At 70.9% G+C, this 25,444-nt stretch carries 26 protein-coding genes; 17 read left to right on the top strand and 9 right to left on the bottom strand.

Going from position 1 to position 25,444, the window contains the following annotated elements; translation table 11 throughout:
• The first annotated feature begins 214 nt into the window (after positions 1-214).
• The 3 genes from AB0O48_RS14820 (at position 215) to AB0O48_RS14810 (ending at position 4,779) form a co-directional block, all read left to right on the top strand.
• Positions 215-982 (top strand): IclR family transcriptional regulator, encoded by a 768-nt coding sequence (locus AB0O48_RS14820; protein WP_357243720.1) that lies wholly within the window; start codon positions 215-217, stop codon positions 980-982.
• A 333-nt stretch (positions 983-1,315) separates the two neighbouring features.
• Positions 1,316-2,746 carry an extracellular solute-binding protein gene (locus AB0O48_RS14815; protein WP_357243717.1) on the top strand — a complete coding sequence of 477 codons (1,431 nt, stop codon included), beginning with the start codon at positions 1,316-1,318 and terminating at the stop codon, positions 2,744-2,746.
• Between the two features lie 125 nt (positions 2,747-2,871).
• Positions 2,872-4,779 (top strand): ABC transporter permease subunit, encoded by a 1,908-nt coding sequence (locus AB0O48_RS14810; RefSeq protein WP_365065788.1) that lies wholly within the window; start codon positions 2,872-2,874, stop codon positions 4,777-4,779.
• Positions 4,780-4,864: 85 nt separating this feature from the next.
• Here the strand turns inward: AB0O48_RS14810 and AB0O48_RS14805 are convergent, their stop codons facing one another.
• From AB0O48_RS14805 to AB0O48_RS14795, 3 genes are all read right to left on the bottom strand, one after another.
• Positions 4,865-5,422: a GNAT family N-acetyltransferase gene (locus tag AB0O48_RS14805; protein WP_357243712.1), complete on the bottom strand. Its 558-nt coding sequence runs from the start codon at positions 5,420-5,422 to the stop codon at positions 4,865-4,867.
• 72 nt (positions 5,423-5,494) lie between these two features.
• The gene (locus AB0O48_RS14800) at positions 5,495-6,442 is read right to left on the bottom strand and encodes a GNAT family N-acetyltransferase (protein ID WP_357571706.1); all 948 of its coding nucleotides are present in this window, start codon (positions 6,440-6,442) and stop codon (positions 5,495-5,497) included.
• Positions 6,439-7,050: a dihydrofolate reductase family protein gene (locus AB0O48_RS14795; protein ID WP_357243706.1), complete on the bottom strand. Its 612-nt coding sequence runs from the start codon at positions 7,048-7,050 to the stop codon at positions 6,439-6,441. The genes AB0O48_RS14800 and AB0O48_RS14795 overlap by 4 nt, the downstream gene beginning before the upstream one ends.
• Before the next feature lie 129 nt (positions 7,051-7,179).
• On the opposite strand from AB0O48_RS14795, the gene AB0O48_RS14790 reads away from it, so the two are divergent.
• Complete coding sequence (locus AB0O48_RS14790; RefSeq protein ID WP_357571705.1) at positions 7,180-8,052, top strand: LysR family transcriptional regulator; 873 nt, start codon at positions 7,180-7,182, stop codon at positions 8,050-8,052.
• Here the strand turns inward: AB0O48_RS14790 and AB0O48_RS14785 are convergent.
• The gene (locus AB0O48_RS14785; RefSeq protein ID WP_357571704.1) at positions 8,049-8,789 is read right to left on the bottom strand and encodes a hypothetical protein; all 741 of its coding nucleotides are present in this window, start codon (positions 8,787-8,789) and stop codon (positions 8,049-8,051) included. The genes AB0O48_RS14790 and AB0O48_RS14785 overlap by 4 nt on opposite strands.
• Positions 8,790-8,872: 83 nt before the next feature.
• Positions 8,873-9,517 carry a TetR/AcrR family transcriptional regulator gene (locus tag AB0O48_RS14780; protein WP_357243698.1) on the bottom strand — a complete coding sequence of 215 codons (645 nt, stop codon included), beginning with the start codon at positions 9,515-9,517 and terminating at the stop codon, positions 8,873-8,875.
• Between the two features lie 56 nt (positions 9,518-9,573).
• Here AB0O48_RS14780 and AB0O48_RS14775 point away from each other — a divergent pair, with 56 nt between their 5' ends.
• The 3 genes from AB0O48_RS14775 to AB0O48_RS14765 are packed head-to-tail and all read left to right on the top strand — an operon-like array spanning position 9,574 to position 11,187.
• Positions 9,574-9,867, top strand: coding sequence for a hypothetical protein (locus tag AB0O48_RS14775; protein WP_357571703.1), 294 nt, complete (start codon positions 9,574-9,576; stop codon positions 9,865-9,867).
• On the top strand, positions 9,867-10,733 hold the full coding sequence (locus AB0O48_RS14770; protein WP_357571702.1) for a class I SAM-dependent methyltransferase: 867 nt from the start codon (positions 9,867-9,869) through the stop codon (positions 10,731-10,733). The genes AB0O48_RS14775 and AB0O48_RS14770 overlap by 1 nt, the downstream gene beginning before the upstream one ends.
• Positions 10,734-10,785: 52 nt before the next feature.
• Positions 10,786-11,187 (top strand): hypothetical protein, encoded by a 402-nt coding sequence (locus AB0O48_RS14765; protein WP_357571701.1) that lies wholly within the window; start codon positions 10,786-10,788, stop codon positions 11,185-11,187.
• A 17-nt stretch (positions 11,188-11,204) separates the two neighbouring features.
• On the opposite strand, the gene AB0O48_RS14760 is transcribed toward AB0O48_RS14765, so the two are convergent.
• A complete protein-coding gene (locus tag AB0O48_RS14760; protein ID WP_357243689.1) occupies positions 11,205-12,101 on the bottom strand; it encodes a helix-turn-helix domain-containing GNAT family N-acetyltransferase in 897 nt (298 codons plus the stop codon).
• A 14-nt stretch (positions 12,102-12,115) separates the two neighbouring features.
• Positions 12,116-13,276, bottom strand: coding sequence for a low temperature requirement protein A (locus AB0O48_RS14755; protein ID WP_357243686.1), 1,161 nt, complete (start codon positions 13,274-13,276; stop codon positions 12,116-12,118).
• A gap of 191 nt (positions 13,277-13,467) precedes the next feature.
• Between AB0O48_RS14755 and AB0O48_RS14750 the strand changes: the two genes are divergently transcribed.
• Positions 13,468-13,932, top strand: a complete 465-nt coding sequence (locus AB0O48_RS14750; RefSeq protein WP_357243683.1) for a hypothetical protein — start codon at positions 13,468-13,470, stop codon at positions 13,930-13,932.
• A gap of 79 nt (positions 13,933-14,011) precedes the next feature.
• Here the strand turns inward: AB0O48_RS14750 and AB0O48_RS14745 are convergent, their stop codons facing one another.
• Positions 14,012-16,411 (bottom strand): glycosyl hydrolase family 65 protein, encoded by a 2,400-nt coding sequence (locus tag AB0O48_RS14745; protein WP_365065776.1) that lies wholly within the window; start codon positions 16,409-16,411, stop codon positions 14,012-14,014.
• Between the two features lie 170 nt (positions 16,412-16,581).
• On the opposite strand from AB0O48_RS14745, the gene AB0O48_RS14740 reads away from it, so the two are divergent.
• Complete coding sequence (locus AB0O48_RS14740) at positions 16,582-17,211, top strand: phosphatase PAP2 family protein (RefSeq protein WP_357243677.1); 630 nt, start codon at positions 16,582-16,584, stop codon at positions 17,209-17,211.
• A gap of 149 nt (positions 17,212-17,360) precedes the next feature.
• Here AB0O48_RS14740 and AB0O48_RS14735 read toward each other — a convergent pair whose 3' ends face one another.
• Positions 17,361-18,041, bottom strand: a complete 681-nt coding sequence (locus AB0O48_RS14735) for an A24 family peptidase (protein ID WP_357244101.1) — start codon at positions 18,039-18,041, stop codon at positions 17,361-17,363.
• A gap of 850 nt (positions 18,042-18,891) precedes the next feature.
• Between AB0O48_RS14735 and AB0O48_RS14730 the strand changes: the two genes are divergently transcribed.
• From AB0O48_RS14730 to AB0O48_RS14695, 8 genes are read left to right on the top strand one after another with little or no spacing between them, the layout of a single operon-like run.
• Positions 18,892-19,458, top strand: a complete 567-nt coding sequence (locus AB0O48_RS14730) for a hypothetical protein (protein WP_357243674.1) — start codon at positions 18,892-18,894, stop codon at positions 19,456-19,458.
• A complete protein-coding gene (locus AB0O48_RS14725; RefSeq protein ID WP_365065771.1) occupies positions 19,452-20,420 on the top strand; it encodes a hypothetical protein in 969 nt (322 codons plus the stop codon). The genes AB0O48_RS14730 and AB0O48_RS14725 overlap by 7 nt, the downstream gene beginning before the upstream one ends.
• Entirely contained in the window at positions 20,417-21,076 is a 660-nt protein-coding gene (locus AB0O48_RS14720; protein WP_365065768.1) for an SAF domain-containing protein, read from the top strand. The genes AB0O48_RS14725 and AB0O48_RS14720 overlap by 4 nt, the downstream gene beginning before the upstream one ends.
• 2 nt (positions 21,077-21,078) lie before the next feature.
• A complete protein-coding gene (locus AB0O48_RS14715; protein WP_357243665.1) occupies positions 21,079-21,879 on the top strand; it encodes a ParA family protein in 801 nt (266 codons plus the stop codon).
• Positions 21,869-23,410, top strand: coding sequence for an ATPase, T2SS/T4P/T4SS family (locus AB0O48_RS14710; RefSeq protein WP_365065765.1), 1,542 nt, complete (start codon positions 21,869-21,871; stop codon positions 23,408-23,410). The genes AB0O48_RS14715 and AB0O48_RS14710 overlap by 11 nt, the downstream gene beginning before the upstream one ends.
• A 4-nt stretch (positions 23,411-23,414) precedes the next feature.
• A complete protein-coding gene (locus tag AB0O48_RS14705) occupies positions 23,415-24,317 on the top strand; it encodes a type II secretion system F family protein (RefSeq protein ID WP_357243659.1) in 903 nt (300 codons plus the stop codon).
• Complete coding sequence (locus tag AB0O48_RS14700; protein WP_357244098.1) at positions 24,317-25,186, top strand: type II secretion system F family protein; 870 nt, start codon at positions 24,317-24,319, stop codon at positions 25,184-25,186. Before AB0O48_RS14705 ends, AB0O48_RS14700 begins: the two co-directional genes overlap by 1 nt.
• 26 nt (positions 25,187-25,212) lie before the next feature.
• Entirely contained in the window at positions 25,213-25,443 is a 231-nt protein-coding gene (locus tag AB0O48_RS14695) for a hypothetical protein (RefSeq protein ID WP_365065760.1), read from the top strand.
• The last annotated feature ends 1 nt before the right edge of the window (position 25,444 follow it).

Genomic DNA, 25,444 nt, shown 5'->3' with positions numbered 1-25,444 from the left:
GCCGGGGCCAGATGGTGTGGCTTCCATCCACCGAGGTAGCTGGGCCGGGCCGGTTGGCGGCGTACGCCTTCCGGCCAGGAGTCACGCGCCGTCGGTGGCGGGCAGCACACTCGTCGCCGCGTCCCGTGCCGGGGCTTACGCAGTTATCCTCGTCAGGTGCTCGTCCGCGTGCGGCGCGTTGACACGAGTCCGGCATTTCGAAGGGACTATCGACATGCCCCGTGTGGTATCGGCGGTCATCCGCGCACTCGACATCCTCGAACTGTTCCTGGACCATCCCCAACTGTCGGCCCGCCAGGTGATGGAGCGGCTCGACCTGCCCCGCACCACCGTCCACGAACTGCTCGTCACGCTGGAGGCCCGCTCGTACCTGATCTCCGTCCCGGGCCAGCCGGTGCAGTATCGGCTCGGCATGCCGCTTTTTCAGCTCGGCGCGGCGTTCTCCGGTCGTCTTGACCTGGTCCGCGAGGCGCAGTGCGTCGCGCGGGACGTGGCCGCCGCGTGCGACGAGGCGGTCCACGTGGCCGTGCTCGACGGCGCCAATGTCATCTACCTCGTCAAGTTCGACAGCACGCACCCGGTCCGGATGGTCTCCGCGGTCGGGCGGCGGCTGCCGGCGCACTGCACCGCGGTCGGCAAGATCCTGCTGTCGGGCCTCGACCAGGCGGCTCTGGACGAAGTCCTGAAGGGTGACCTGCCGGGCATGACGCCGGACAGCATCACCGACCCGGACCGCCTGCGCGCCCACCTCGACCAGGTCCGGGCGGAGAGCGTCGCGGTCGACGTCGGCGAGTCGGACAGCGCCATGCGCTGCGTCGCCGCGGCCATCCGAGATCATTCCGGTACGACCATCGCCGGGATGAGCCTGTCCGCGCCGATCATCCGCTGGACGCCCCAGGCGCACGTGCGGTGGACCGGGCTGGTTCGTGAGGGTGCCGCCGCGCTGTCCGCCCGGATGGGCTACCGGGCTCAGCCTCGATAGCCAGCCTCGCGCTTTCGGTTCGAAACACCATCGAAACATTGACACTCGTCACAATCCTGCTCTAGCGTCGCGACCACTCGATGCGGTATCTCGAACTCAGTTCGAAATCTCGAACGGTGGTGGTCCCGTGGCCCGGCCGAACGTGAACGTCAGCGCCACCTCCTCGGCCCGGTCGCCGATCACCTCCACTTCGGCGCGTCATCCGGCGAGCGGCATGCGACATCTCTCCCGCGGTCGCCGACCAGAGACACACCTTGGAGCACGAGCATCGCACTGTTCGCCATGAGCTCCTTCGGCGTCCGGCGGTGCCGAAAACGAAGGAGGCGAACGTCCATGCAGGACAACCCGGCGTGGTCCCGGCGCGGCTTTCTCGGGATGGGGGTGGGGGTGCTCGGCGCGGCCGGCCTGGCCGCCTGTGGAGGCACCTCCGAGTCACCAAGCAAGGTGCAGCCGGAAGTGCCGCAGGAGCTGATCGACGCCGCGGCGGCGATGAAGGGCTCCTCGATGGGGATGCTGTCGCAGAAGTTGTATTCGACGGCGGCGAACGAAGCTCTCGACAGCTCGATCAAGAAGTTCGCCGACAGCACCGGTACGAAGATCGAGAACAGTCTGGTCCAGGCCGACGCCGGCGACGTGGTGGCCAAGATCGATGCCGAGGTCAAGGGTGGAGTCGCCCGTGACCTGGCGTTCATGACCGACTCCCGATTCGTCGCGCAGTTCCAGGCGTTGGGCGACCTGGAGGACGTGACGGACGTCGTCCAGGCGCTGACCGCGAAGTACGGCGAACCCTGCGCCGAGGCCAAGAACTTCTGCGTCTTCGACGGCAAGTGGTTCGCCATCCCGTACCACTTCATCGGGATCGGGTCGTTCCTGCGCAAGGACTGGATGCAGGACAAGGGCATCTCCCCCAAGGACATCTACAGCTGGGAGGAGCTGCGAGACCTGTGCCTGGAGATCTCCGATCCGGCCAAGCGCCGGTTCGGCTGGGGCATGACGGTGAACCGGTCCGGTGACGGCAACGGCATGATCGAGGCATTGATCAACGCCTACGGCGGGTCGATCGCCGCCAATGACGGCCGGAAGGTCACGTTCGACTCCCCCGAGACAGTGCAGGCAGTCACCTTCCTGGGCGACATCTACACCAATGCCAAGTACAAGCCGATGTTGCCGCCCGGGGTGGCCAGCTGGACCGACACCAGCAACAACGAGAACTGGCTCGCCGGGGTCCTCGGTTACACCCGCAACCAGTTCAGCGTCTACGCGGACTCCCGGACCAAGAAGAACCCGGTGCACGCGAACACCCACGTGTTCTCCGACTGCATCGGGCCGGCGACCGACAATCCGCTGCTGCTCGGCCAGTCGCAGGGCTTCGTCGTCTTCAAGGGTGCCAAGAATCCGGCGCTCGCCAAGCTCCTGGCGCAGTACCTGGTCAGCGCTCCCGCGCTGCTCGGGGTGGCGAAGGAAGCGCCCGGCCTGGTGATGCCCGCCTGGCAGAAGGTCTGGGACGCCGACCCGTTCTTCACGAGCGGCGACCCGGCGTTCCCCATGCTGCGCAGGATCACCGAACTGAAGCTGCCGCTGAACACGAAGAACGGCCTGGCCTTCCCGCAGAAGGCCAGCGCGGGCCAGCAGGCGGTGGGGTCGGCCTACGTCCTCACCGACATGATGCAGCAGGTCGTGCAGGGAGCGGCGCCGGCGCAGGCCGTGACGGCCGCCCACGCGAAGATGGTGCAGATCTTCAACCAGCAGGGGCTGCCGCAGTGAGGTCGGTCCGTCCTGCGCGGGTCCCGGCGGCGACGAATACCCGGCCGCCGGGATCCGGCTCTCTCACCGCGACCCAGCGGCGGCTGGGTCGTGACTGGCGGCTGGGTGCGCTGTTCCTGGCACCCATGGCCGTACTGGTCGGCGGTCTCGTTCTCGTGCCGATCGTCCGGTCGATCATCACCAGCACCACGGAACGGCACGGGCAGGACTCCGTGTTCGTCGGCCTGGACAACTACCTCGCCCTCGCCAGCGACGAGCAGTTCCACACCGGCGTGGTGAACTCGTTCGTCTTCACCGCGTACGCCGAGGTCTTCAAGGTCGTGCTGGGGTTGGCCGCGGCCCTGCTGCTGCACCATCGACGCCGCGGGCGGGCCGTGCTCGCCGGGCTGCTCCTGCTGCCGTGGGTGGTGCCGACGGTGGTGACGGCGTTCAGTTGGCGCGCGCTGCTCGACCCGATCTTCGGCAGCGTCAACATTCTGCTCACCGCCTCGGGGATCGGGCCGCTGCTGGCCAGCGCGCACCTGGTCGACAGCTGGCCGGCGGGCTGGTTGTCCGACCCGTCGCTGGCCATGCCGTCGGTCATCCTCGTCAACGTCTGGAAGGGGGTGCCGTTCTTCACCGTCTGTTTCCTGGCGGGGTTGAAGGCGATCCCGGCGGACCTGTACGAGGCGGCGACCATCGACGGCGCCTCGGCGTGGCAGCGGTTCCGAAACGTGACGCTGCCCGGACTGCGCCACGTGATCACGGTGACGGTGACCCTGTCGTCGATCTGGACGTTCAACAACTTCGACCTCGTCTGGTTGCTGACGCAGGGCGGCCCGGGCGACGTGACCGCGCCGTACGTGCTCGTCGCCTACTCGAAGGCGATCCTGCAACTCCAGTACGGCGCGGGCGCGGCGGTCACGCTCGTCATGCTGCCGATCATCGGCGGGCTGGTGTTCGTCCTGGTCCGGTTGCTGCGCCAGGACACCAACATCAAACTGCCCCGGCGACGCCGGACAGCGCGGTGGATCGGGACACAACGGTGGGCTCCGACGGCGCGCAAGGCCCTGCCGTGGGTCGTCGCCGCGCTGGTCACCGGTCTGCTGGCCTGGGCGTCACCGAAGATCTTCTGGAAGGCGGCGGTGGCCCTCGGGGTGATCCTGCTGATCGCTGCGGCGGTCGGCCGGGTGGTCTCGACCCTCCAGTCCCGAGGCGGTCGCCGGTCGTCGTCAGTGGTGTCGGGCCTGGGTTCCTGGGTCGCGCTGGCCGGGTTGCTCTTCTTCGTGCTGGGTCCGCTGTACTGGATCGCCGTCACGGCCTTCAAGTCCGAGGGCCAGGTCGTCATGCGTACCGACGATTTGTGGCCGACGCCGTGGACGCTCGAGCAGTTCGGCGCCCTGTTCGACAACCAGCCGTTCGGCCGCTGGTACCTCAACACCCTGCTGGTGTCCGTGGCGTCCACCGCGGTGGCACTTGTCTGCGCCGCACTGGCGGGGTACGCGCTGGCTCGGCTGCGGTTCCGGGGGGCGCAGGGCTTCACCGTCACGGTGCTGCTCACCTATGTGATGCCGGGCGCGCTGCTGTTCATCCCGCTGTACCAGATGCTCATCGGCGTGCGGCTCACCGACTCCCTGTGGTCCCTGGTGCTGACGTACCCGACCTTCACGCTTCCGTTCGCCACCTGGCTGCTGGTGGGCTACTTCTCGTCGATCCCCATCGAGTTGGAGGAGGCCGCGCTCGTGGACGGCTGCACCCGCGTCCAGGCGTTCGGCCGGGTGGTGCTGCCGCTGGCCAAGCCAGGGTTGCTGGCGGTCGCGCTCTTCACCCTGACCAATGCCTGGAACGAGTTCCTCTTCGCCTTCGTGTTCATCACGAAGGACGAGTACAAGACGCTCCCCGTGGGGATGCAGTCGATGATCGCCGGAGACGTGGTGCCGCAAGGACAGCTCGCCGCCGCGTCGCTGCTCGTCAGCATCCCCGTGGTGATCATGTACGCCTTCGGGCAACGCTTCCTCACCGAAGGGCTCACCGCCGGCGCGGTGAAGGGCTGATCGAGCGGACCGACGGGCCGCTGGTGTCGATCGGGCACCAGCGGCCCGGCATCGGGAACCAACGACGTGCCCCGTCGGCATCGGGTCAGGCAGTGGCGTCGGCCGGTTCGACATCTGTCGCGATCATCGAGAAAACGGCCAGGTCATGCGCCTTCTCGCCATCCCAGTCGGCCAGCCGTAGGGTGCCCTCGCGCTGGTATCCGGCCTTCTCCGCGACCCGCAGGGACGCAGTGTTGTCGAGCCGGGCGCGCAACTGGACACGTCGCATGCCGCCGTCGGTGAGCGCCCATCGACCGACCACGCGGCCCGCCGTGGTCGCATGGCCTCGGCCGCGACGACTGGCCCGTACCCCGTAGCCGATTTCGCCGCGTCCGGCCTTCCAGTCGATGTCCCGCAGCCCAATGCTGCCGACGATCTCACCATCGGCCGCGTCCACGAGAGCCAGGAGCAGCCCCTCGCCGTCCATTCGTCGGCGCACCGTCCCGGTCAGCCACTCGTTCACATCCGTGACGGTTTGCGGTGAGCCTGGCGGCAGCGCCGTCCGGTCGCCGGCCGCCACGAGCGCCGCCACCTGGGCGGCGTCCTGCGGCCCGAACTCACGAATCTCCAGACCACCCGAGGTGATCGTCACTGGTGGGAACATGGTGCGGAGCGTAGAGCCCGGTCCCCGGGTCGTCGAAGACCTTTATCCCGCCCGGGGCCGCATGGCCGCCACTCACTGCCAGGCCATGTTGATGGCCCGTTCGAAGTTGACATAGCCGGCGCGGGTGAACGCGGCCGCCATGGGCACGTTGCCCAGGTCGGTGGCGGCGCGGATGCGGGGGACGTCCTCGGCGGCGAGGATTCGGGTGCCTTCGGCGAGGAGGCCGTCGACGTACCCGTGCCCCCGGTGTTCGGGTACGACGCCGAGATAGGCGATCACCGGGTGGTAGGCGTTGCGCGCCGGGATGACGAACCCGGCCGGCTCACCGTCCTCACCCACCGTGCCGATCCGCCACCATTCGCGAGGGCTGGAGTACGTGGCGAGTTCCTCCTCGTAGTGCTTGACGGCAGCCTCGTGCGGCGACATCCGCGCCAGGTCGGTACGGCTGTGCGCATCCAGGGTGCCGTCCAGGGCGCGGGTCATCAGGGCGATCAGCTCGTCGGTGTCGAGAGCCGAACGGAAGGCCAGACGCGGATCGGGCGCGGGCAGACCGCCGTCGGGCTGCCACTGAAGGCGCAGTCGTTCGACGGTCAGGCGTGCGCCGGTGCTCTCCAGGACGCTCATCCTCGTGCGCACCGCCCGGTACGCGTCCGGGTCCTCGCGCCAGTTCGCCGGGATGAAGCGGCCGTACTCCGGTGGGTTGGCACCCGCTGGCAGGACCTGCTTCGCGGCCGTCTCGTACAGCGTCCGTGCCACCTCGGTCAGGTCGTCGGCGCCGTCGTCGACGTCGAGGATGTCCAGGAGCAGCGGGCTGCCGTCGTCGCCGCGGCCCCACCAGGCCACCCTGGCGAGCAGGCGATCCCCGTCCAGCGCCACCCACATCCACTCCGGTCGGCGGCGGTGCGCGGCCAGGTCGTCGGCGAGTTCGTGGTTGATGGTGTACGGCAGACGGTTGAACAGCGCCACCTCGTCCGGCCCGGTGATGGGACGGATCGTGACGGTGGCGGGGGTTGTGCTCATGCGGACTCGTTTCCGGTCTGGGCGTGGGTGTAGGTGAGGAACAGCGCGCCGCTGTCCAGGACGGTGTGGTCGGTCAGACGCCAGGTACGCGGTGCGAAGACGGCGTCGCGACCGAAGAGCGGGATACCGGCGCCGATGGTCAACGGGGCCAGCTTGACGATCAACTGGTCGATCTCGGGGTAGAGGGCACCGGCCAGGGCGCCGCCGCCGATCACCCAGACGTCCTTGCCGTCGTGCCGCTTCAGCTCTCGTACCGTGGCGATGGGGTCGGTGGCCAGGACCTCGACGGCCGGGTCCGGGCTGTCGCCAAGCGTGCGGGAGAACACCAGGTGGCGCAGGTGCGGGTACGCGTCGGTCACGCCGGCCCGCAGACCCACCTCGTAGGAGTGCCGCCCCTCCAGGACGGTGTCGAACCGGCTGCCCTCGTCGGTGATGCCGAACGCCTGCCGGGCCGGGCCGGGCAGGGTCTCCGGATACTCGGCGACGAGGTGGTGCAGGTAGTCGTCCGGGACGGGCCAGAATCCGTCCGGTCCGGTGGGGTCGGCACCGTCGGGACCGGCGATGAAGCCGTCCAGGGTGGCGGCGATGTAGTAGACGAGCTTGCGCACGAGCATCTCCTTGGCTGAGGCGTGTTCCTCGCTCCGACGCAGATCAGCGTGCGCGTTGACCGGCCCGTCCACAAGATCACATCTGGTAACGTGCCATAACCCTTCACTAATTCACGAACGGGATCAGCGGTGGAGCTCCGGGACGTCGAAATCTTCCTCACCCTGGCGGAGGAGCTGCATTTCACCCGCACCGCGCAACGACTGCACGTGACCCAGGCCCGGGTCAGCCAGGCGATCAAGAAGCAGGAACGGCGAATCGGCGCCGCCCTGTTCGAGCGGAACAACCGACGCGTGGCGCTGACACCGATCGGGCAACGGCTCTTCGACGACATCCAGCCCATGTACCGGGGACTGTGCGAGGGGATGGACCGGGCCAGGCTCGCCGCCCGCGGCAAGACTGGGGTGCTGCGGGTCGGGTCGATCGCCGTCAACCTCCACGACTTCCGCGAGCTGTTCACCGCGTTCGCGCAGGGCCACCCCGAGTGCGAGGTGCAACTGCGGCACGTCGACTTCGGCGACCCCTTCGGTCAGCTGCGCGCCGGCGACATCGACGTACAGATCGTGTGGTTGCCCGTCAGGGAGCCGGACCTCACCGTCGGGCCGGTCATCTACACCGAACCCATCGTGCTGGCGGTCGGCGCGAGCCACCCGCTCGCCACGCGGGAGTCGGTCTGCTACGAGGACCTGGCAGACGTGACGGTGATGGGCGGTGCCCGGCCGGACTACTGGCGGGAGATCCTGGTGCCCCTGCGCACACCCAGCGGGCGTCTGATCCGCATCGGCCCGTCCGTCTCCAACTTCCAGGAGATGATCCCCATCCTCGTCACCGGCGAAGCCGTCTCGCCGGTCCATGCCCAGGCCGCCCGCTACTACGCGCGCCCGGACATCGCGTACGTGCCGATCCGTGACGCCCCGCCGGGCCGGTGGGGGCTGATCTGGCGCACCGACAATGAGACGGAACTCATCCGCTCGTTCGCCGACACCGCACAACGCCTCAGTTAGCTGAAGGCCAGCCACACCACGAAGCCGAGCCCGATGAGCAGGGCGGTCACCCAGCTCAAGCGGGACAGTGACAGGTCCCCCTCCACCTCGCGGGCCACCGTCGCCAACGTTCCGGGGAGTTCGGGAAGCGACGACGGCCGATACACCACAGCGGTGACCTGCCCCTCCGCGACCGAGAAGGAGCCGTCGACCTGCCGCCCGGACCGGCCGATGCGCAGCGGCAGCCAGGTCGCCACCTCGACGGTCCCGGCGAGGGCCACGATGTCGTACGGGTCCCAGCCGGGCAACCGATGCTCGACCTCGTCGACGACGACGACCGGGGTGGTGTCGTCGCCGTAGGCATCGGGGTCGAGCCACAACAGGGGCTTGACGGCGAGGATCCGCAGCACCCCGTGCCCGGCGGTGATCGGCACCGTGGCGGGCGCTTCCCGCATCGCCGTCAGCTCACGCTCGACCTCGGGAGTAATGGCCTTGTCGCGTACGAGGAACAGTTTTGCGAACAGGTCCGCGCCCAGCAGGGAGACGAGAAGGCAGAAGGCGCAGAGCATCACTCCGGCGTAGGCGACTTGGATCCCGATCAGGCGCAGGATGGCACCGAGAAGTATTACCCCGTCCAGATACGCGCCGAGAAACAGCAGGCCGAGGGACGACACCCCGCAGACAGCGGCGACGGCCAGAGCGGCGCCGAACCCCAGGGCACGATCTCGCCACTGACCGGGACCAGCCTCCTCTGCCACTCCTCCGACCGTAGCGATGCCCGGCAATGTCTTACGCCCTGTGGACGGGATGCCGCAGCGTCGCAATTGTCGGCGGCCGCCTGTTATTCGACGCTGGCGAGGATCGCCCCGCCGACGGTGTCCACATACCACCGCTGGTACTGCTCGATCTCCCATCCGCGTTGCCGGACGAGCCAGTCGAAGTTGCGGACGTCCTGGGCCAACCAGAGGATGTCGGCCACCTGATCGACGCCCAGGTCAGGGCGTACGCCTCCGGTGCCGACGAGTTCGGCGGCGAACATGGCCATGCCGCGGCGGCGGTCGTCGACGTTCTTGCGCCAGATCTCGGCGACGTCTGGGTCGGCCGTGGCCGCGCCGGCCAGCGCGAGCATCACCTGGGCCTGCCGGGCGTTGACCTCGGCCAGGTGGCGGGCGTAGCGGACGAGCTTGGCCCGGGGGTCGGCGAGTGCGCGGATCTCGGCGACGAAGGGCCGGTCCGGCAGGGCCACCGGTTCGTCGTCGCCGGCCAGGGTGACGTCGACCAACTGGGAGAGCAGGTGCCGCTTGCTGCCGAACACCGCGTACAGGGTCTGGACCGCGACGCCGGCTTCCACGGCGACAGCGGTCAGCGGTGTGGCCGCGTAGCCCGGGTCGACGAACAGCCGGCCGGCCGCTTCGAGGATCGCTCGCCGGGTCTGTCGGGCCTGCTCCTGTCGGCGAGAAGACTCGTAACGTCTCTTGACAACCACGCTTCGAGTGTAGTGCTCTATTGGATAGAGTCTCACTCTATCGAGAGGTGGTGGCCATGCCGTTCGGTGTGTTGCAAGAGATGCCCGGCGTCAGCGAGGCGGAATACCGGCAGGTGGAGCGACACCTTGGACCGGATCGACCGCCGGGTCTGCTCGCCCATGTCGCCGGGGCGACCGAGGACGGCTGGCGGATCATCAACGTCTGGCAGGACGAGGCGGCATTCCGTCGGTTCCAGTCCGAACGACTGGTCCGGGCTGCTGGCCTGGCGGCACAGGAGGACGGCTTCGACCCGACGAAGGCGGCGCACTTCCGCTCGATGAGCGTCGACGGCGCCGAGATGCCGTTCTGATGGCCGACACCGCCAGCCTGCGGGCCCGCAGCGCCGCTTTCTGGGCGGGAGCGGCGGCTGGCTGGATTCGGCACGCGGATCGGCAGGACGAGACCGGTCGACCGCTGGGAGCGGCGGCCCTGGATCGACTGGCCGCACGACCCGCCGAACGGATCCTCGATGTGGGCTGCGGCTGCGGCGGCACCACGGCCGAGATCGCCGCCGCGGTCGGCGCGGCCGGCGCGGCGACAGGTGTCGACATCGACGAGACGATGGTGACCGCCGCTCGACGCCGGTTCCCCACCGACCGGCACCCGGGCATCCAGTTCCACGTGGCCGACATCGAGACTCTCGATGTCGTGCCGGGTGCTCCGTTCGACGCGGCGTACTCACGAATGACCCTGATGCTGTTGGCGGACCCGGTGGCCGGCTGTCGCGCGATCCGGCGATCACTGCGCCCGGGAGGGCGCCTCGCCGCGACCGTCTTCCGCGACAGCGGCGTCAATCCGTGGCTGTCCGCGGCGATGCTCGGCGCCGCACCGCATCTCGGACCGTTGCCACCGCTCCCGGTCGGTGACGAGCCCGGTCCGTTCGCGTTCGCGGACCCGGCGCGGCTCGACCGGATCCTCACCGAGGCCGGCTTCACCGCCGTCACGATCACACCGTGCGACGTCGCCCTGGAAACTCCGGACGACGCCGACGCGGTGGCCGAATGGCTTGTCGAGGTCGGCCCGGCCGGTGCCGCGTACCGGGCGGCTCCGCCGGCTGGGCAGGCATCGGCTCGGGCGGGGGCCGCCCGGCTGCTCGACCGTTTCCGTGCGCCCGGCGGCGGCTACCGGCTGCCCGCCGGCCTCTGGCTCGTCGCCGCGAACTCCGTCGAGGACTGACAACCCATCCCGCAGTCGCTACCCACCAACAACCACGTCAGGACGAAACCCGATGAGAACGATCCGTTTGCTCGCGCCGGTCGTCTGCGTTGTCCTAGCCGCGACGGCGTGCACCGACACCGACACGCCCGGTCCCGGGGCTGCGGCGCCGAACAACCCCACCGCAACCGCCGCCGCGTCCAGCGCGGCCGGATCCGCTCCGCAGGGCGACTCCACGCCGGTGTCGGCGAAGGCGGTGTGCGCCTACCTGGACGGCCAGTTGCCGACCCTGAAGGGCATCGGGTCCGAGACGGGCGCGATGGCCAACCTCACCGTGAATCTCTATTCCTGGTACGAGTTGCAGGGTCCCGTGCCGACCGGCCGTCAGATCGACGACCAGACCCGGCAGGAGTGCCCGGCGACCCGTACCGAGGTGCTGAAACTCGCCGGCATGGAGAGCTTCGAGCGGCTGTAGTAGTCCCGATGCGGCCCTCACCGCTCCAACCGCTTGCCGAACCAGTGGTGGGCGTAGTGCTCGGTGTTGTACGGCTCGATCTCCACATAACCGGCCGCGCGGTACATGGCGATCGCCTCGGTGAGGTTGCGGTTGGTGTCCAGCCGGACGGCCGTCGCGCCACGCTCCGCGGCGTACCGCTCCAACTCGCCCAGCAGCCGCCAGCCGATGCCGAGCCCGCGCACGGCGTCGGCCACCCAGACGCGTTTGAGCTCGGCCTGGCCGTCCGGGAGGAGTTTGACCGCGCCGCAGCCGATCGGTTCGGCGTTGAGGGTGGCGAGCAGGAGCACACCGGCGGGCGGGACCAGCGCCTCGTCCGGGACCGGGTTGCTCAGCTCCGGGTCGAACCCGTCGTCGAACCGTCGCCCGATCTCCCGGGCGTACGCGCGCAGGCAGGCGCGGGCCCGCGGGTCGCTCGGCGGGCACGCCTCGATGACGACCATCGAGCCGATGAGCAGCCGTTCGACCTCCGCCATGGCCGCGACGAGTCGTTCCCGACGGTGCTCGGTGAGCGGTTCGAGGATCGAGGCGGCGAGGTCGTCCGACCGCTGGTCGAGATCGGCCCACGCCGTACGACCGGCGGCGGTGAGCGTGGCGGTGCGGACCCGGCCGTCGCCCCCGGCCTGATCGGCCGGTCCCACGGTGACCAGGCCGTCGTTCTCCAGAGCGCGCAGGAGCCGGCTGAGGTGGCCGGAGTCCAGGTTGAGCCGGGCCCGTAGCGCGGCGACCTCGGCGCCGGAGGGGCCGATCTCCCAGAGCACACGCGCCTGCCCGAGGGGTCGCCCCTGTGCCATGTACTCGTCGTCGAGCGCACCCACGCGCTGGGTGACCGTCCGGTTGAACCGCCGCACGGCGGCGATGAGCGCGGAGTCCATACGTCTGACTTTAGTCAGGGATTTTTGACGCGGCGATAGGAGCGGATGCCCGCGTGGTCCAGGACGACCACCGTGAGCACCACCCCGGTGGCGACCGCGCTGACCGCCAGCAGCGGCAGTCGCAGAACGGCCGCCGCACCGGACATCACGAACAGGGCGGCGACCCGGGGCCAGGAGAGTCGCCGGTGGATCGCCACCGAGAACAGGGTCCGCCCGAGGAGGAACAGCGTCGGACCTCCCAGGATGACGACGGCCGCGGTCAGGTCACTCGCCTTCGTGGGGTGGGCGATGCTCAGTTCGGCCCCGACGGCGGTGACCACCAACCCGGCGATCATCACGAGGTGCAGGTAGCCGATGATGACACCGAGCCGGCCTGGGTCGGCGCGCTCGATGGCCGGGCCGAGGCGCTGACCGGCGGGCGTCACGTAGAGCAGACCGATCAGCACGGCGGTGGCGAAGACCAGCAGGAAGGCAGCGGTCTGCGGAAGGTCCAGGTGGGTGCCGGCGTACGAGAGACCGGCGACCAGGACGAGTTCGCCGAGCGCGATGATCATGATCTGCTGGTACCGCTCGGCGAAGTGTTCGCTGGCGAGGCGTAGTTCCTGCCGGGACGTCCGTCCCAGCCGGGGAGTGGGCCAGCCGATTCGTGGACCGGTGAAGTCGATCGCGAGAGCGAACAGCCAGAGCGGCACCCGCCACTCCGGCAGGAACCCACCGACCAGCCACGGCACGGCGGACACGCTGAACCAACAGAGGATCCGCAGCGCCCTCCTCTGTCGAGGGTGACCGCGCAGCGCGAACGCGGTCACCGCGCCGCGGGCGATGTGGACCGCGACGTACGCACCGGCGAAGAGCAGGCCCCGCCCGTCCAACGCCTGCGGAATCGCCACCCCGGCAAGCAGGCTGCCCAGCGCGGCAGCGACCAGCAGCCACCGGACCCACGGGCTGTCCGGGTCGTACCAGTCGGCGAACCAGGTGGTGGTCACCCAGATCCACCACACGCCGGCCAACAGCAGGGCGGTACGCAGTGCCCCGGGCAGAGTGAGGTCGTGCAGCAGGTGCCCCGCGAGTTGACTGAGGGCGAGCACGAACGCCAGGTCGAAGAAGAGCTCCAGGAACGAGGCGCTCAGCGGTGCGTCATCGCCCCGCAGCAGCCGTTCGGGCCTGCTCGCCATCGGCGCTCCTCCCGGTGGCCCGCACGTCAGGCCTCCGTCGTACCACCCGGGGCCGGCCACCGGAGGCGGAAACGGGTCAACGGCCGACCCCCTCGACGACGACCCGTCGACCCCTCGAGTCGTTGATCCGGCAGCGCCGAAGGTCGTCGGTGACCACGGTGGGGGCACCGACTCAACGAGAGGGGACGACGATGACCGCTCAGCGGGAGACCGTGCCTGTCGACCACGACCTGTTCCGCGCCGTGTACGACTCGCCCGCGGCACTGCCCGGCCGACACCGCTGGACCACCCCGGAGGCGGACGTCCGGCGGCTGGAGAAGCTGCTCGGCATGCCGGCGCGCAGCATCGGCGCCCCGCTCTGGGTCAGCGGCGACGAACCCGACTGCCCGAAGTGTGGCCGACGCGTCACCTGGTACGACATCGTGTCGTCGGCACTCTCCGGCGTGCACGACAAGGTCATGATCGCCACCGTCATCCTCGGCGAGCGCAAGTACGTCAACACCGGGATTCCGGCAGCCATCGCCGGTGTGCGCTGCGCCGACTGCCACACCGCGATCGACGGCCTGCGCAGCTTCAAATGCCACAACTGGGCGTACGCCTTCGAGGCGCTGGAGGCCGTCCGCGAGCGCATGGCCGGCCGCCCCGGACCGACCTGAGCCGTGCCGCGCGGAACGCCGGGCCGCGCCGCGCGGGCCTGAGCCGTGCCGCGCGAACCGCGGGCTGACCGTCCGTGGCTCAGTCGGCCGAGCGGCGGGCGGGGCGGCGGCCGGGCGGGGAGTGCGGCTCCGGCCCGGGGTCGGGCACCGCCGGCATCGGCCGGGTGGCCGGTTCGGCCTCCGTGATCCGCAGCGACTCACCGTGGTGCCACAGCTCGACCTCGGCGTCCGGGCCGGCGCCGGGCAACTCGTAGCGGGCCTCGGTCGGAGTCACCGTGACGCGCAGCCGGTGGCCACGCCAGTGCAGGCTGAACGCCAGTCGGTCGATCCGGCGCGGCAGCCGGGGGTCGAAGGAGAGCACACCCCGGTCGTCGCGCAGCCCGCCGAAGCCCTGCACCAGCGCCAACCACGCACCGGCCAGTGACGCCAGGTGCAGCCCGTCGGCGGTCTTGTCCCCCAGGTCCGCCAGATCCTGCAGGACCGACTCGGCGAACAGGTCGTACGCCAGATCCAGGTGCCCGACCTCGGCGGCCAGCACCCCCTGCGGGGCCGCCGACAGCGACGAGTCACGGACGGTGCGAGCCTCGTAGTAGGCCAGGTTGCGGGCCTTCTCGGCGGCGGTGAACTCGCCGGGGCAGAGCTGCATGGCGAGCACCAGGTCGGCCTGCTTCACCACCTGCTTGCGGTACAACTCCAGGTAGGGGAAGTGCAGCAGCAGGGGATAGTCGTCGTCGCCCGTGTTCGCGAAGTCCCACTCGGGCTGCTCGGTGAACCCGGCGGCCTGCTGGTGCACACCGCGCTCGTGGTCGTACGGGACGAACATCGCGTCGGCCGCGGCCCGCCAGCCGGCCACCTCGTCGTGCTCCACGCCGAGCCGACCGGCCACGTCGGGGTGGCGCTCGGCGGCGTCCGCCGCTCCCCGCAGGTTGCGCCGGGCCATCAGGTTGGTGAAGACGTTGTCATCGACAAGGGCGGCGTACTCGTCCGGGCCGGTCACCCCGTGCAGGTGGAAGGCATCCTCGCCGGACCAGTGCCCGAAGCCGTGCCAGAGCCGGGCCGTCTCCACGAGCAACTCCAGCCCCGCCTCGGCGAGGAACCGCTCGTCGTCCGTGGCGGCCAGGTAGCGCAGCACCGCGTCGGCGATGTCGGCGTTGACGTGCAACGCGGCGGTGCCGGCCGGCCAGTAGCCGGAGCACTCCCGGCCGCCGATGGTGCGCCACGGGAACGCCGCGCCGGTCAGCCGCAGTTCCGTGGCCCGCTCGCGGGCCTCGGGCAGGTGGGTGTGCCGCCACCTGAGCGCCGAACGGGCCACCGCCGGGGCCAGGTAGGTGAGCACCGGCAGAACGTAGGTCTCGGTGTCCCACAGGACGTGCCCGTCGTAGCCGTTGCCGGTCAGCCCCTTCGCCGCGATGGTCCGGTCGGAGTCCGGGCGGCCGGCCTGGATCAGGTGGAACATCGCGAACCGGATCGCCTGTTGCAGCTCCGGGTCACCGTCGAGCTGCACGTCGGCGACCTGCCAGGCCGCGTCCAGGGCGGCCCGCTGGTCGGTGAGCAGGGCGTCGAAACCGTCCGCGCGCGCCGCGTCCGCCTCGGCGGTGACCAGGGCCGCCAACTCGTCGACCGACGTGCCGTCGATCATCGCCCATTCGTAGGCCGCGAACTTCGTCAGCCGCAGCCGCTCCCCGGGGTGCAGCCGATCCGCCACGGTCAGCCGTACCCGGTCCGGAGTGCAGTCACCGGTGACCGTGACCGTGTCCGGCCCGTCCACCAGGTGACTGACCGCGACCGCGACACGCTGACCGCTGCGTTCGGTGCGGTGTACCAGCACCCCGTCGAGGTCAGCCGCGCGGTACGCCTCGGCGGTCAGCGGGTTGTCGGGCACCGAGGCGGCCCGGGGGTCGTCCGAGCGCTCCGGCACCGTCTCGTTGGCCAGCAGATCCGAGCAGACCCGCACCTCCACGGGGGCGTCCAGCGGCTCGACCTCGTACTGGACGGCGGCCACCGGGCGGCGCGGCAGGGACACCAACCGGGTGCTGCGGATGCGCACTCCCCGCCCGCCCGGCGAGATCCACTCGGTTTCCCGGCGCAGCACGCCGGCGCGCAGATCGAGCACCTGTTCGTGGCCGCGTAGCGTCCCGGTGCGGATGTCCAGCGGCTCGTCGTCGACCCAGAGCCGGATCAGCGCGGCGTTCGGCGCGCTGATGACGGTGTCGCTGGCCTGCGGAAACGCGTACCCCTCCTCGGGGTAGCTCAGCTCGCGCCGCTCGTGGAAGCCATTGACGTAGCTGCCGGGCATCCCGCACGGCGCACCCTCGTCGAGCACGCCACGCCAACCGACCCACCCGTTGCCCACCGCGAAGATCGACTCGGTCTCGCCGAGCCGGTCCAGGTCGGCCTTCGTACGCCGGATCCGCCAGGCCTCGTCGTCCACCGTCCCGCTGGCGGGCGGCGGTTGGTCGGTGGCCGAACTGGTCTGCACAAAGCCTCCCGTGAATGCCGACGTCCTCGACCAGCCAAGCAGAGCCGCCTGAACGAATCCTGGACGAAGGTCAGGGTGCCCGACCGACCTTCGACTGCTCCGCTACCCGCTGCGGCGTTCCTAGGGTGTCCCCCAGGTGAACAGGGTATGAACGAGAGGTGAGGTGATGCATGGCCGCCAACGGCAGCGTGGACGTCCCGGAGATCAGTGCTGAGTGGTATCGCGATGTCGTCGACGCCGCTGCCAGCAGTCCGGAGCCGGTGCAGTGGTTCGTCGGGCACGCCACCGAGGGGGTGATCCTGCTGCTCGGCGCGCTGCTGGTGCTGGCCGCGCTGACCCGATGGTCGGGTGGTCCGCACGACCGGGCCCTCGCCCTGGTCGCGCCGCTGCCGGCCATCCTCGCGTACGTCGGCAGCGAATGGTTCAAGACAGTGGTGGACGAGGACCGCCCCTGTCGGACGGTCGGCCGGGCGATCATCGCGGGCACCTGCCCACCCCCGGGCGACTGGTCGTTCCCCAGCAACCACGCCACGATCGCCGGCGCGCTGGCGGTGACCACGCTCCTGCTCTCCCGTCGACTCGGCCTGGTCGCGCTGCCGCTTGCCGCACTGGGTGCCTTCTCCCGGGTCTTCGTGGGCGTGCACTACCCGCACGACGTGATCGCGGGCGTGCTGTTCGGTGCGCTGGTCGCCGTGGTGGCAGCCCCACTGCTGGCCCGCCCGGCCGCCGAGGCGCTCCGCCGTCGAGGCGACCGCGCCGACCCCCCGGTCCCGAAGCTGGCGAGCCGCACCCGCCAGTGACCTCCGCGTCGGAGAAGATCACGCTCGATCCTGGTTGTAGTGGTCTGCCAGCCCGCGCGATGCCACTAGATCCAGGATCGAGCACGATCTTGGCGAGGGGCGGGCGGCGGGCAGCGGCGGCGGGCGGCGGGCAGCGGCGGCGGGCGGCGTCAGCCGGCCAGCAGGAGCGCGCCGACCGTGCCGAGCAGCAGGAACGGGCCGAACGGCAGGTGTGTGCTCCAGTTGACTCGGCGCGCGGCCAGCAGGCCCACACTCACCAGCGCGGACAACCCGAAGGCGAGCAGCAGCCCGAGCAGCAGCACCGGCCAGCCGTACCAGCCGAGCAGCGCTCCCACACCGAGCGCCAGCTTGGCGTCTCCCAGCCCGAAGCCGCGGTTGCCCAGCAGCAACGTGGTGGTGGCGAAGAACAGCGCCAGCCCCGTGCCGCCGACGGCAGCCCGCAGCCACGGCCCCGGCTCGCCGGCAAGGGCGGCGGCGACGCCGAGCAGCAACCACGTCCCGGCCGCCGCCGGCAGGGTGAGCCGATCCGGCAGGCGGTGCACGGCCAGGTCGACGAAGACCGCCGGGATCGTCCAGCCGAACCACCAGGCCAGCGCCGGCAGCGCCCCGCCCGATGGGCCGACCAGGGCCAGCAGCAGCACCGCGGCGAGCCCGGCCAGCTCGACCGTTCCCGGCGGTGGGCCGACACGTGCGCGGCAGCGACCGCACCGGGCCGCCGGACCCAGCGCGGGCCAGGGCCGGGTCAGGCCGACCGCCGCGCCGCAGGCGTCGCAGCCGGTCCGGTTCGGCAGACCCGGGGGTACGGCGTAGCGCAGCGCGGCCATCCGCATCAGCGGGCCGACCGTGAGGAACGCGAGCACGGTCGGGACCCGGACGTGAGCCACGGCTGCGCGTGCCGTCGAAGGGGTCCGACGCCCCGGGGACGAGGAGGTCGTGTGCGCCGAGCCGCCGGATGTCGTCGTGCTTTTCCCGGGTGCGGCTGCCGGCGGGCGGGCGGGTGCGGTCGGGCCACCGGACGACCGGGGCGCCGGGCTCCGATCGGGTGGGTTTCCCCGACCAGGGAGGGCGGCAGGGGGGCCGGTCAGTGCCATGTCACCGCCAAGGAGCCCCGATGCACCGCCGGGACGGCGCACACGGATAGTGACTGGACGATCGCTACGGTGTGGCGGATGGCGCAGAAAGCGACCTCCCCCGCCGACCATCGGCGGGTGCCTCCGGCGAGATCGGGGCCGGGCGCTCCGCCGGACGCGGCGGATCGTCGACCGGTCGACAACTCCGCCCGGATGCCGGGATGAGGCCGCGATGTCCCACTCCCGGGACCGCCGACGAGACGCCGCTGGCCCCAGGCGGTCCGCCGACGCCGGGTCATGGACGACCTTCCGCCGGGCCATTGCGCGGGACGCGGCACGGACACCCGCCACCACCACCCTTCATCACTCAGAGTATTCGCTTGAATTGCCTCTGTTGCATCGGCGAACGTCAGCCTATGCTCGCCCCTTGGGTGTGACGCAAGCCTCACCTTAACCACCCGACGGCATGGGACCTGCATTTGTAGAAGATCCGTAACGGTGAATGCAGAGGCGCAATGATCGTTCCGGGATGTGCTGATCCGGGCGCGCTTCCGCATGCCCTGCGGCGGTGATCCTTCACCCCGCCGGGCGACCACGAGGAGGCTCGACGGTGCGCGGACGGCAGCTCAGACGAGCGGCGATCTGCCTGCTGGCGGTCGTGGCGGCGGTGCCGGTCACCGCCTGCGCCAGTGGGCGGGAGGCCGCCGAATGGCCGGCGGCAGCCCAGGACGACGGGCAACCGGTGGCTCCCGACGTCGACCGACGCGCTGCGGAAAAGGCGGCGCTTGACGCGTACTCCGGTTATTTGGCGGCCTCGCGGACGGCGAGTGGACGCAGTGATCCGCGTGCGCCGGAACTGTCCCGTTTTCTCGCTGATCCACTTCTGACCCGGGTGCAATTGTCCATTCGCGACGCTAAGGAGCACGGTGCTGTGCGTACCGGGACGTTGAAGTCGGACCCGACCGTGACCGCCGTCAGCCTGGACGCGAACCCGGCCACCGTCGAGATCCAGGACTGCCTGGACCTGACCGGCTACCGGCTGGTCTACGCCAAGGACAAGCGCGTCGTCCCGGGCAGCGGGGGCGGCCGGCACCTCTCCACCGCCACCGCGACGCGGTATCCCGACGGCCGTTGGCTGATCAACTCCGGCACGCTGCACCGGGACCAGCCATGCTGACCCGGGCCGGAGCGGACGCTCCGACGCGTACTCCCGGGGTCTCGGCGCCTCGGCGGACCCTCGCCGGGATCGGGCTCGCGCTCCTCCTGGTGGCCGGCACGACCCTGCCGGCAGCCGCAGCTCGGCGCGCCGGTCCGGGGGCCAGTTGCCCGCCCGACCAGCCCGACTGCAGCGTCTGGGACGACGAACCCGGCAAGCCGGGCGGCGGCGGCAACAACGGCGGCGGCGGCGATGACGAAGACGACGGTGGCGGTGACGGTGACGGCGTCTGCAAGTGGGACGGGCGGACCGTGCCCTGCTACGACGATCTCAAAGGCTGGTTCAACAGCGGCGACGGCTGCTACTACGAGCTGGCCGAGCCGCAGAACGAGGCACCCGAGGGCCAGCACTGGTACGTGCAGACCTGCAACGACGGCACGGACGTCGGCAACGTCACCGTGGTGTTGCGGGAGGCGCCGCCCGGCTTCGGCGCGCCCCCGAACCCGGCGGAGTTGGCCCGACGCGCCCTGGCGAAGATCACGCTGAAGCGGGCGCCGCTGGCTGTCGCACCCCGCAAGGACAACGGCCCCGGCCTGGTCGGCCTGCCGGTCTGGATGTGGTCCGACAACAAGGACCGCGGCCACTTCGGCCCGCTCCACGCCGACGAGACCGATCGGGACGTGACCGTCGAGATCACGGCGGAGGTTAGCGAGATCGTCTGGGACATGGGCAACGGCGATCGCGTGTCCTGCCCCGACGCCGCCACCCCGTACGTCGCAACGGACCAGAACCTCGCCGGCCGCACCTCCCCGACCTGCGGCTACGACAAGGGCTACCAGAAGGCCGGCAAATACGACGTCACCGCCACCACGCACTGGAAGGTGACCTGGAACGGCGGTGGGCAGAGCGGAGAGATCCTGGTGACCCGGAACAGCGGCGTCGTGCAGATCCAGATCAACGAACTCCAGGTGGTGACCCGATGAGTCTCGCGACGCACAACGGAACGGGGTCGGTCGACGCACCGGTCAGCCCGCCCAAGGTGGTCCGGCAGCGTCGGGTCCGCCCGGGGTTGCTCGGTCTCGCCGTACTCCTGATCGCCCTGGGTGGGCTGGGCGCGGCGTTCGCGGTCACCTCGGTCCGGGCCACCGGCAGCTATCTCGCGGTCGCCCGGCCGGTGGAGGTGGGTCGGGAGGTCAGCGCCGCCGATCTGATCACCGTGCAGGTAGCTGGCGGTCAGGGGTTGCGTCCGGTGCCCGCCGGCCGGCTCGACGAGGTGGTCGGCAAACGGGCCGCGGTGAAGCTGGTCCCGGGCACCCTGCTCACCCTGGGGCACGTCACCGACGATCCGCTGCTCGGTCCCGACCAGCAGCAGATCGCGCTCGGCCTGAAGACCGCCCAGGTGCCGGCCCGGCAACTGCACCCCGGGGACAAGGTGCTGCTGATCAGCACCCCGGACCGCGGCGCCAACGGGGACCCGGCCGCCGCCAGCACCAGGTTCCCGGCCATCGTGATCGACATGGTCAGTCCGGCCAACAACGACAAGGTGCTGTACCTGGCGCTGCCCACCCGGGACGTGCCCGCGGTGGTGGCTCTCACCGCGCAGTCGCGCGTCGCCGTCGTGCTGACCGAAGCGGCCTGAGCATGGCGATCATCGCGCTGGTGTCCGCGAAGGGTTCGCCCGGCGTCACGACGTCCGCGCTGGCCTGCACACTGGCGTGGCACCGACGGCTGGTCCTCGCCGAGTGCGACCCGGCTGGCGGGTCGATCCTCGCCGGCTATCTCGGCGGCCAGTTGGACGGCCCTCGCGGCATCGGCGAACTGGCCGTCGGGGAACTGCGCGACGGCAACCTGGAGACCGCGTTCTGGTCGCAACTGGTCGACCTGGACGCACCCCACCGGGAGCGACTGCTGCTGCCCGGCCTTGTCGACCCGGCCCAGGGCGGCAGCGTCACCCCGCTCTGGCAGCGGTTCGCCGACTACTTCAACGCCCTCGATCGCGGCATCCCCGGCTACGACGTGCTTGTCGACTGCGGCCGGCTGCACGTGGCCGCACCCCCGTGGCCGGTGCTGCGGGCGGCCTCGGTGGTGCTGCTGGTGACCCGGGCGCACCTGCCGGACCTCTCCGGCACCCGGGCGGTGGTCACCGCGATCGAACGGGACTTCGCCGAGCACCGGGTTCCACCCGGCACCCTGCGGCTGCTGCTGGTCGGTGGCGGACACGGGCGAGCCGAGATCAGCCGAGCCCTGAAACTGCCGGTCGTCGCGCGGCTGCCCCACGATCCGCGTACCGCCGGGGTGCTCACCCTGGGCGGGACCGTGCGGACCGGACGGCCGCTGATGCGCGCGGCCGCCGCGTTGGAGGTGCCGATCGGCGCACTCCTGGAGCGGCGGCAGGCCCGGCTGGCGTGGCCCGTGCAGCAGGGGGTTCCAGATGCGGTTTGAGCCGGTCTCCGCGGATCCTCGTCAACAGCCGCCGGGCGTGACCTCCACCGAGCCGCCGCTGGCCGGGCCGAACGGCCGGCACCAACAGTCCGCGCCGACGCCGCAGCCGACGCCCACGGCCGCAGCGCCGACGGCATCGACGCCGCGACCCCGGATGGACTTCCAGGTGGTCCGGGAGTTGCGCCGGGAACTCACCGAACGGCTCACCCTGTGGCAGCGCGGCCGGGAGTTCACCGCCGACGAGGAGGACACCGAACGGGCCCGGCTGGCCGTCACGGTGGTCGCCCAGTACGCGGACTTCGTCCGCCGGGCCGGCACCCCGATGGCTGCCGGCGAGGAGCGCCTGCTGCTCGACCAGGTGACCGCCGAACTGGTGGGGCTCGGTCGGCTACAGACGCTGCTGGTCGACGACACCATCGAGGAGGTGCACATCCTCGGCTGCGACCAGGTGCGCATCACCAGGCACGGCGGTGGGGTGGACTGGGCCGAGCCGATCGCCGACAGCGACGCCGAACTCGTGGAGATCCTCCAGGCGGCGGCCCGCCGGGCGGGCGCGACCGAGCGGTCGCTGTCCACCGTGAAGCCCACCCTCGACCTGCAACTGCCCGACGGCAGCCGGCTGGCGGCGGTGTTCCTGGTCAGCCACCGCCCGTACGCGGTGATCCGCAAGCACAACACACTGGACGTGAGCCTCGACGACATCGCGGGCACCCGTGGCGACCTCGACGAGATGATCGACCCGCTGCTGCGCGACTTCCTGCGCGCGGCGATGCGCGCCGGGTTGAACATCATGGTCGCCGGGTTGGCCGGTGCCGGTAAGACCACGATCATCCGAGCGTTGATGAACGAGATCCCGCCGGACGAGCCGTACGTGCTGCTGGAGGAGAGCCGCGAGCTGCTGCCGGCCCGCCGCCGGGAGCGGCACCGGGCGGTGATGAGCTTCGAGGCCCGGGAGGGGCACGGCGAGCGCGGCTTCGACGGCCGTCCGGCCGGTGAGGTGACGATCGCCGACCTGATCCCCCTGTCGCTGCGGATGGGCGTGCTGCGGATCATCGTCGGTGAGGTGCGGTCCCGGGAGATCGTGCCGATGCTCCAGGCGATGACCACCAGCCGGGGCTCGATGTGCACCATCCACGCCCGTACGGCCGCCGGGGTGGGCGAACGGATCGTCGAGCTGGCGTTGGCACACGGCCGCGAGATGACAGTCGACCAGGCCCGCCGGATGGCCGGCAACGCCCTCGACCTGATCGTCTACGTCACCATCGAGGACGAGACCGCCATCGGCGGACGGAAACACCGGTTCGTCTCCCATGTGGAGGAGGTGATCGGGGCCGGCGAAGCCGGTCGGATCACCACCACCACGGTGTTCGGTCCCGGCCCGGACGGTCGGGCGGTCCCCCGGCACCTGCCGGAACGGGTCCGCGACCAGTTGCTGCGGGTGGGTTACGACGCGCGGTTGCTGACCCGGTGGGTCGAGGCCGGCGCCGGTGCCTGGCGACGGCCCCGGCAGACCCGACTGGCCCGGCGGTGACCTGATGCTGGCCAGCGTCGAGTTGATCGCCGTGGTCTCCGGGGCGGCCTGTGTGGCCGGGCTGCTGTTGGCCGTGGTCGCGCTCGTCGGCACCCGCCGGCCACCCGGACCTCGTCCGGGAGCCGGGCCGGGTCTGTCTCGACTGTGGCGCGGACCGGGCGCCACGCCGACCGAGCAGCGGGCCTACCAGGCGCTGCTGGTCGCCGCGCTGGGTGCCGGCGCACTGGCGTTCCTGCTGACCGGGCTGCCGGTGGTGGGCCTGCTGGTGGCGGTGGCGGTGCCCGGCACCCCGTGGCTGTTCGGGGTGGGCAGGGCCGAGCAGAGGGCGATCGCCCGGATCGAGGCGGTGGGCGAGTGGACCCGTCGACTCAAGGACGTCTCCGGCACCGGGCAGGGCCTCCAACAGTCGATCATCGGCACGATCGGCAGCGTGCCACCCGGCATCGAGGAAGAGGTACGGCTGCTCGCCGCCCGCCTACAGGCCGGCTGGCTGGCCCGATCGGCGTTGCTGGCGTTCGCCGACGAGATCGCCGACCCGGTCGGTGACCAGGTGGTCGCGGCGCTGATCCTGCACCTGTCGGACCGGGGCGAACGGCTGGGTGACGTGCTGGGCTCCATCGCCGGCGCGGCATCCGCGGAGGTGGCCACCCGCCGGGAGATCGAGGCCAAGCGGACCCAACCCCGGTTCGCGGTCCGCTTCCTCACCGCCATGACCCTGGCCACCCTGGCGTACGGGCTGCTCAACGCCGAGTACATCAAGCCGTACGGCACACCGGTGGGTCAGGTGGTGATGGCCGCCCTGGGCGCCGCCTTCGTCGGCCTGTTGGCGTGGGTGCGGTCGATGAGCCAGCCACAGCGGCCGTCCCGGTTCCTGCCGGCGCCCGACCCCGCCGAGGTGATCGCATGATGCTGAACTGGCAGCTCACCATGGCCGTCTGCGGTGGTGCCGGCGTCGGGTTGGGCGTGTTCCTGGTGGTCCGGGAGTTGGTGCCGGCGACCCCGGCGCTGGGGCCGGCGCTGCGTCGGCTGCACCAGCCACCGGGCACCGGCCGGCTCGCCACACCCGCCTCCCGGCGACTGGACTCGTTGACCGGCTTGGCCCGCTGGCTGCGACCGCCGCACCGGCAGCTCGCCCTGATCGGCCAGACCCCCGAGCAGTACGCGCTGTCGGTGCTGCTCTCCGCACTTGTCGGGCTGGCCACGCCGACCCTGCTCGGGGTGGCGTTGCTGGTGCTCGGCGTCTCGTTTCCGCTCGTCGTACCGGTGCTCGGCAGCCTCGGCCTGGCACTGATCGGCGGGCTGCTGGCGCACCGGGCCGTACTGACCAAGGCCGAGGCCGCCCGGGCCGAGTTCCGCGCCGCCGTCTGCACCTACCTCGACCTGGTGGCGTTGCAGCTCTCCGCCGCGCACGGGCCCGTGCAGTCGCTGGAGCGCGCCGCGGCGGTCTGCGACGGCTGGGTGTTCGACCGGCTCCAGGAGTCGCTGCGGATCGCCCAGATGCAGATGCACGCGCCCTGGGACGAGCTGCGCGACCTCGCCGACAAGATCGGCATTCCGGAGCTGGGTGACGTCGGCGCGATCATGCGCTCCTCCGGCAGCGAGGGCGCACAGGTGCACGAGACCCTGCGCAGCCGGGCCGACTCGCTCCGCGACCAGATCCGCACCGACAACCTCGCGCACGCCGAGGGGGTGACCAGCCGACTCGACATCCCGGGCGCGCTGCTCGTCTTCGTGTTGCTCGGCTTCGTCCTCTACCCGTTCGTCGCCCGTCTCTGAAGCCCTCCCCCTGAAGGAGTTACGCCATGTCCATCCTCAGCTACCTGCACGTCGTGCTGACGACGCGCCTGGCCGAGCTGCGCCGCCACGGTGAGCGCGGTGACAGCCCGGTGCCCACCGCGGTGATCATCGCCGGCCTGGTCGCCGTCGCCATCGCCGTCACCGCGTTGGCCCTGACCAAGGCCGAAAACTGGATGGACAACATCCCGGACTACACGGAACCAGGCACGGGCGCCGGCGAAGGCGACGGCGAGTAGC

Source organism: Micromonospora sp. NPDC085948 (assembly GCF_040686315.1).
Lineage (GTDB): Bacteria > Actinomycetota > Actinomycetes > Mycobacteriales > Micromonosporaceae > Micromonospora.
The sequence above is the reverse complement of the archived record's forward strand: the minus strand, read 5'-3'. Positions and strand labels throughout refer to the sequence as shown.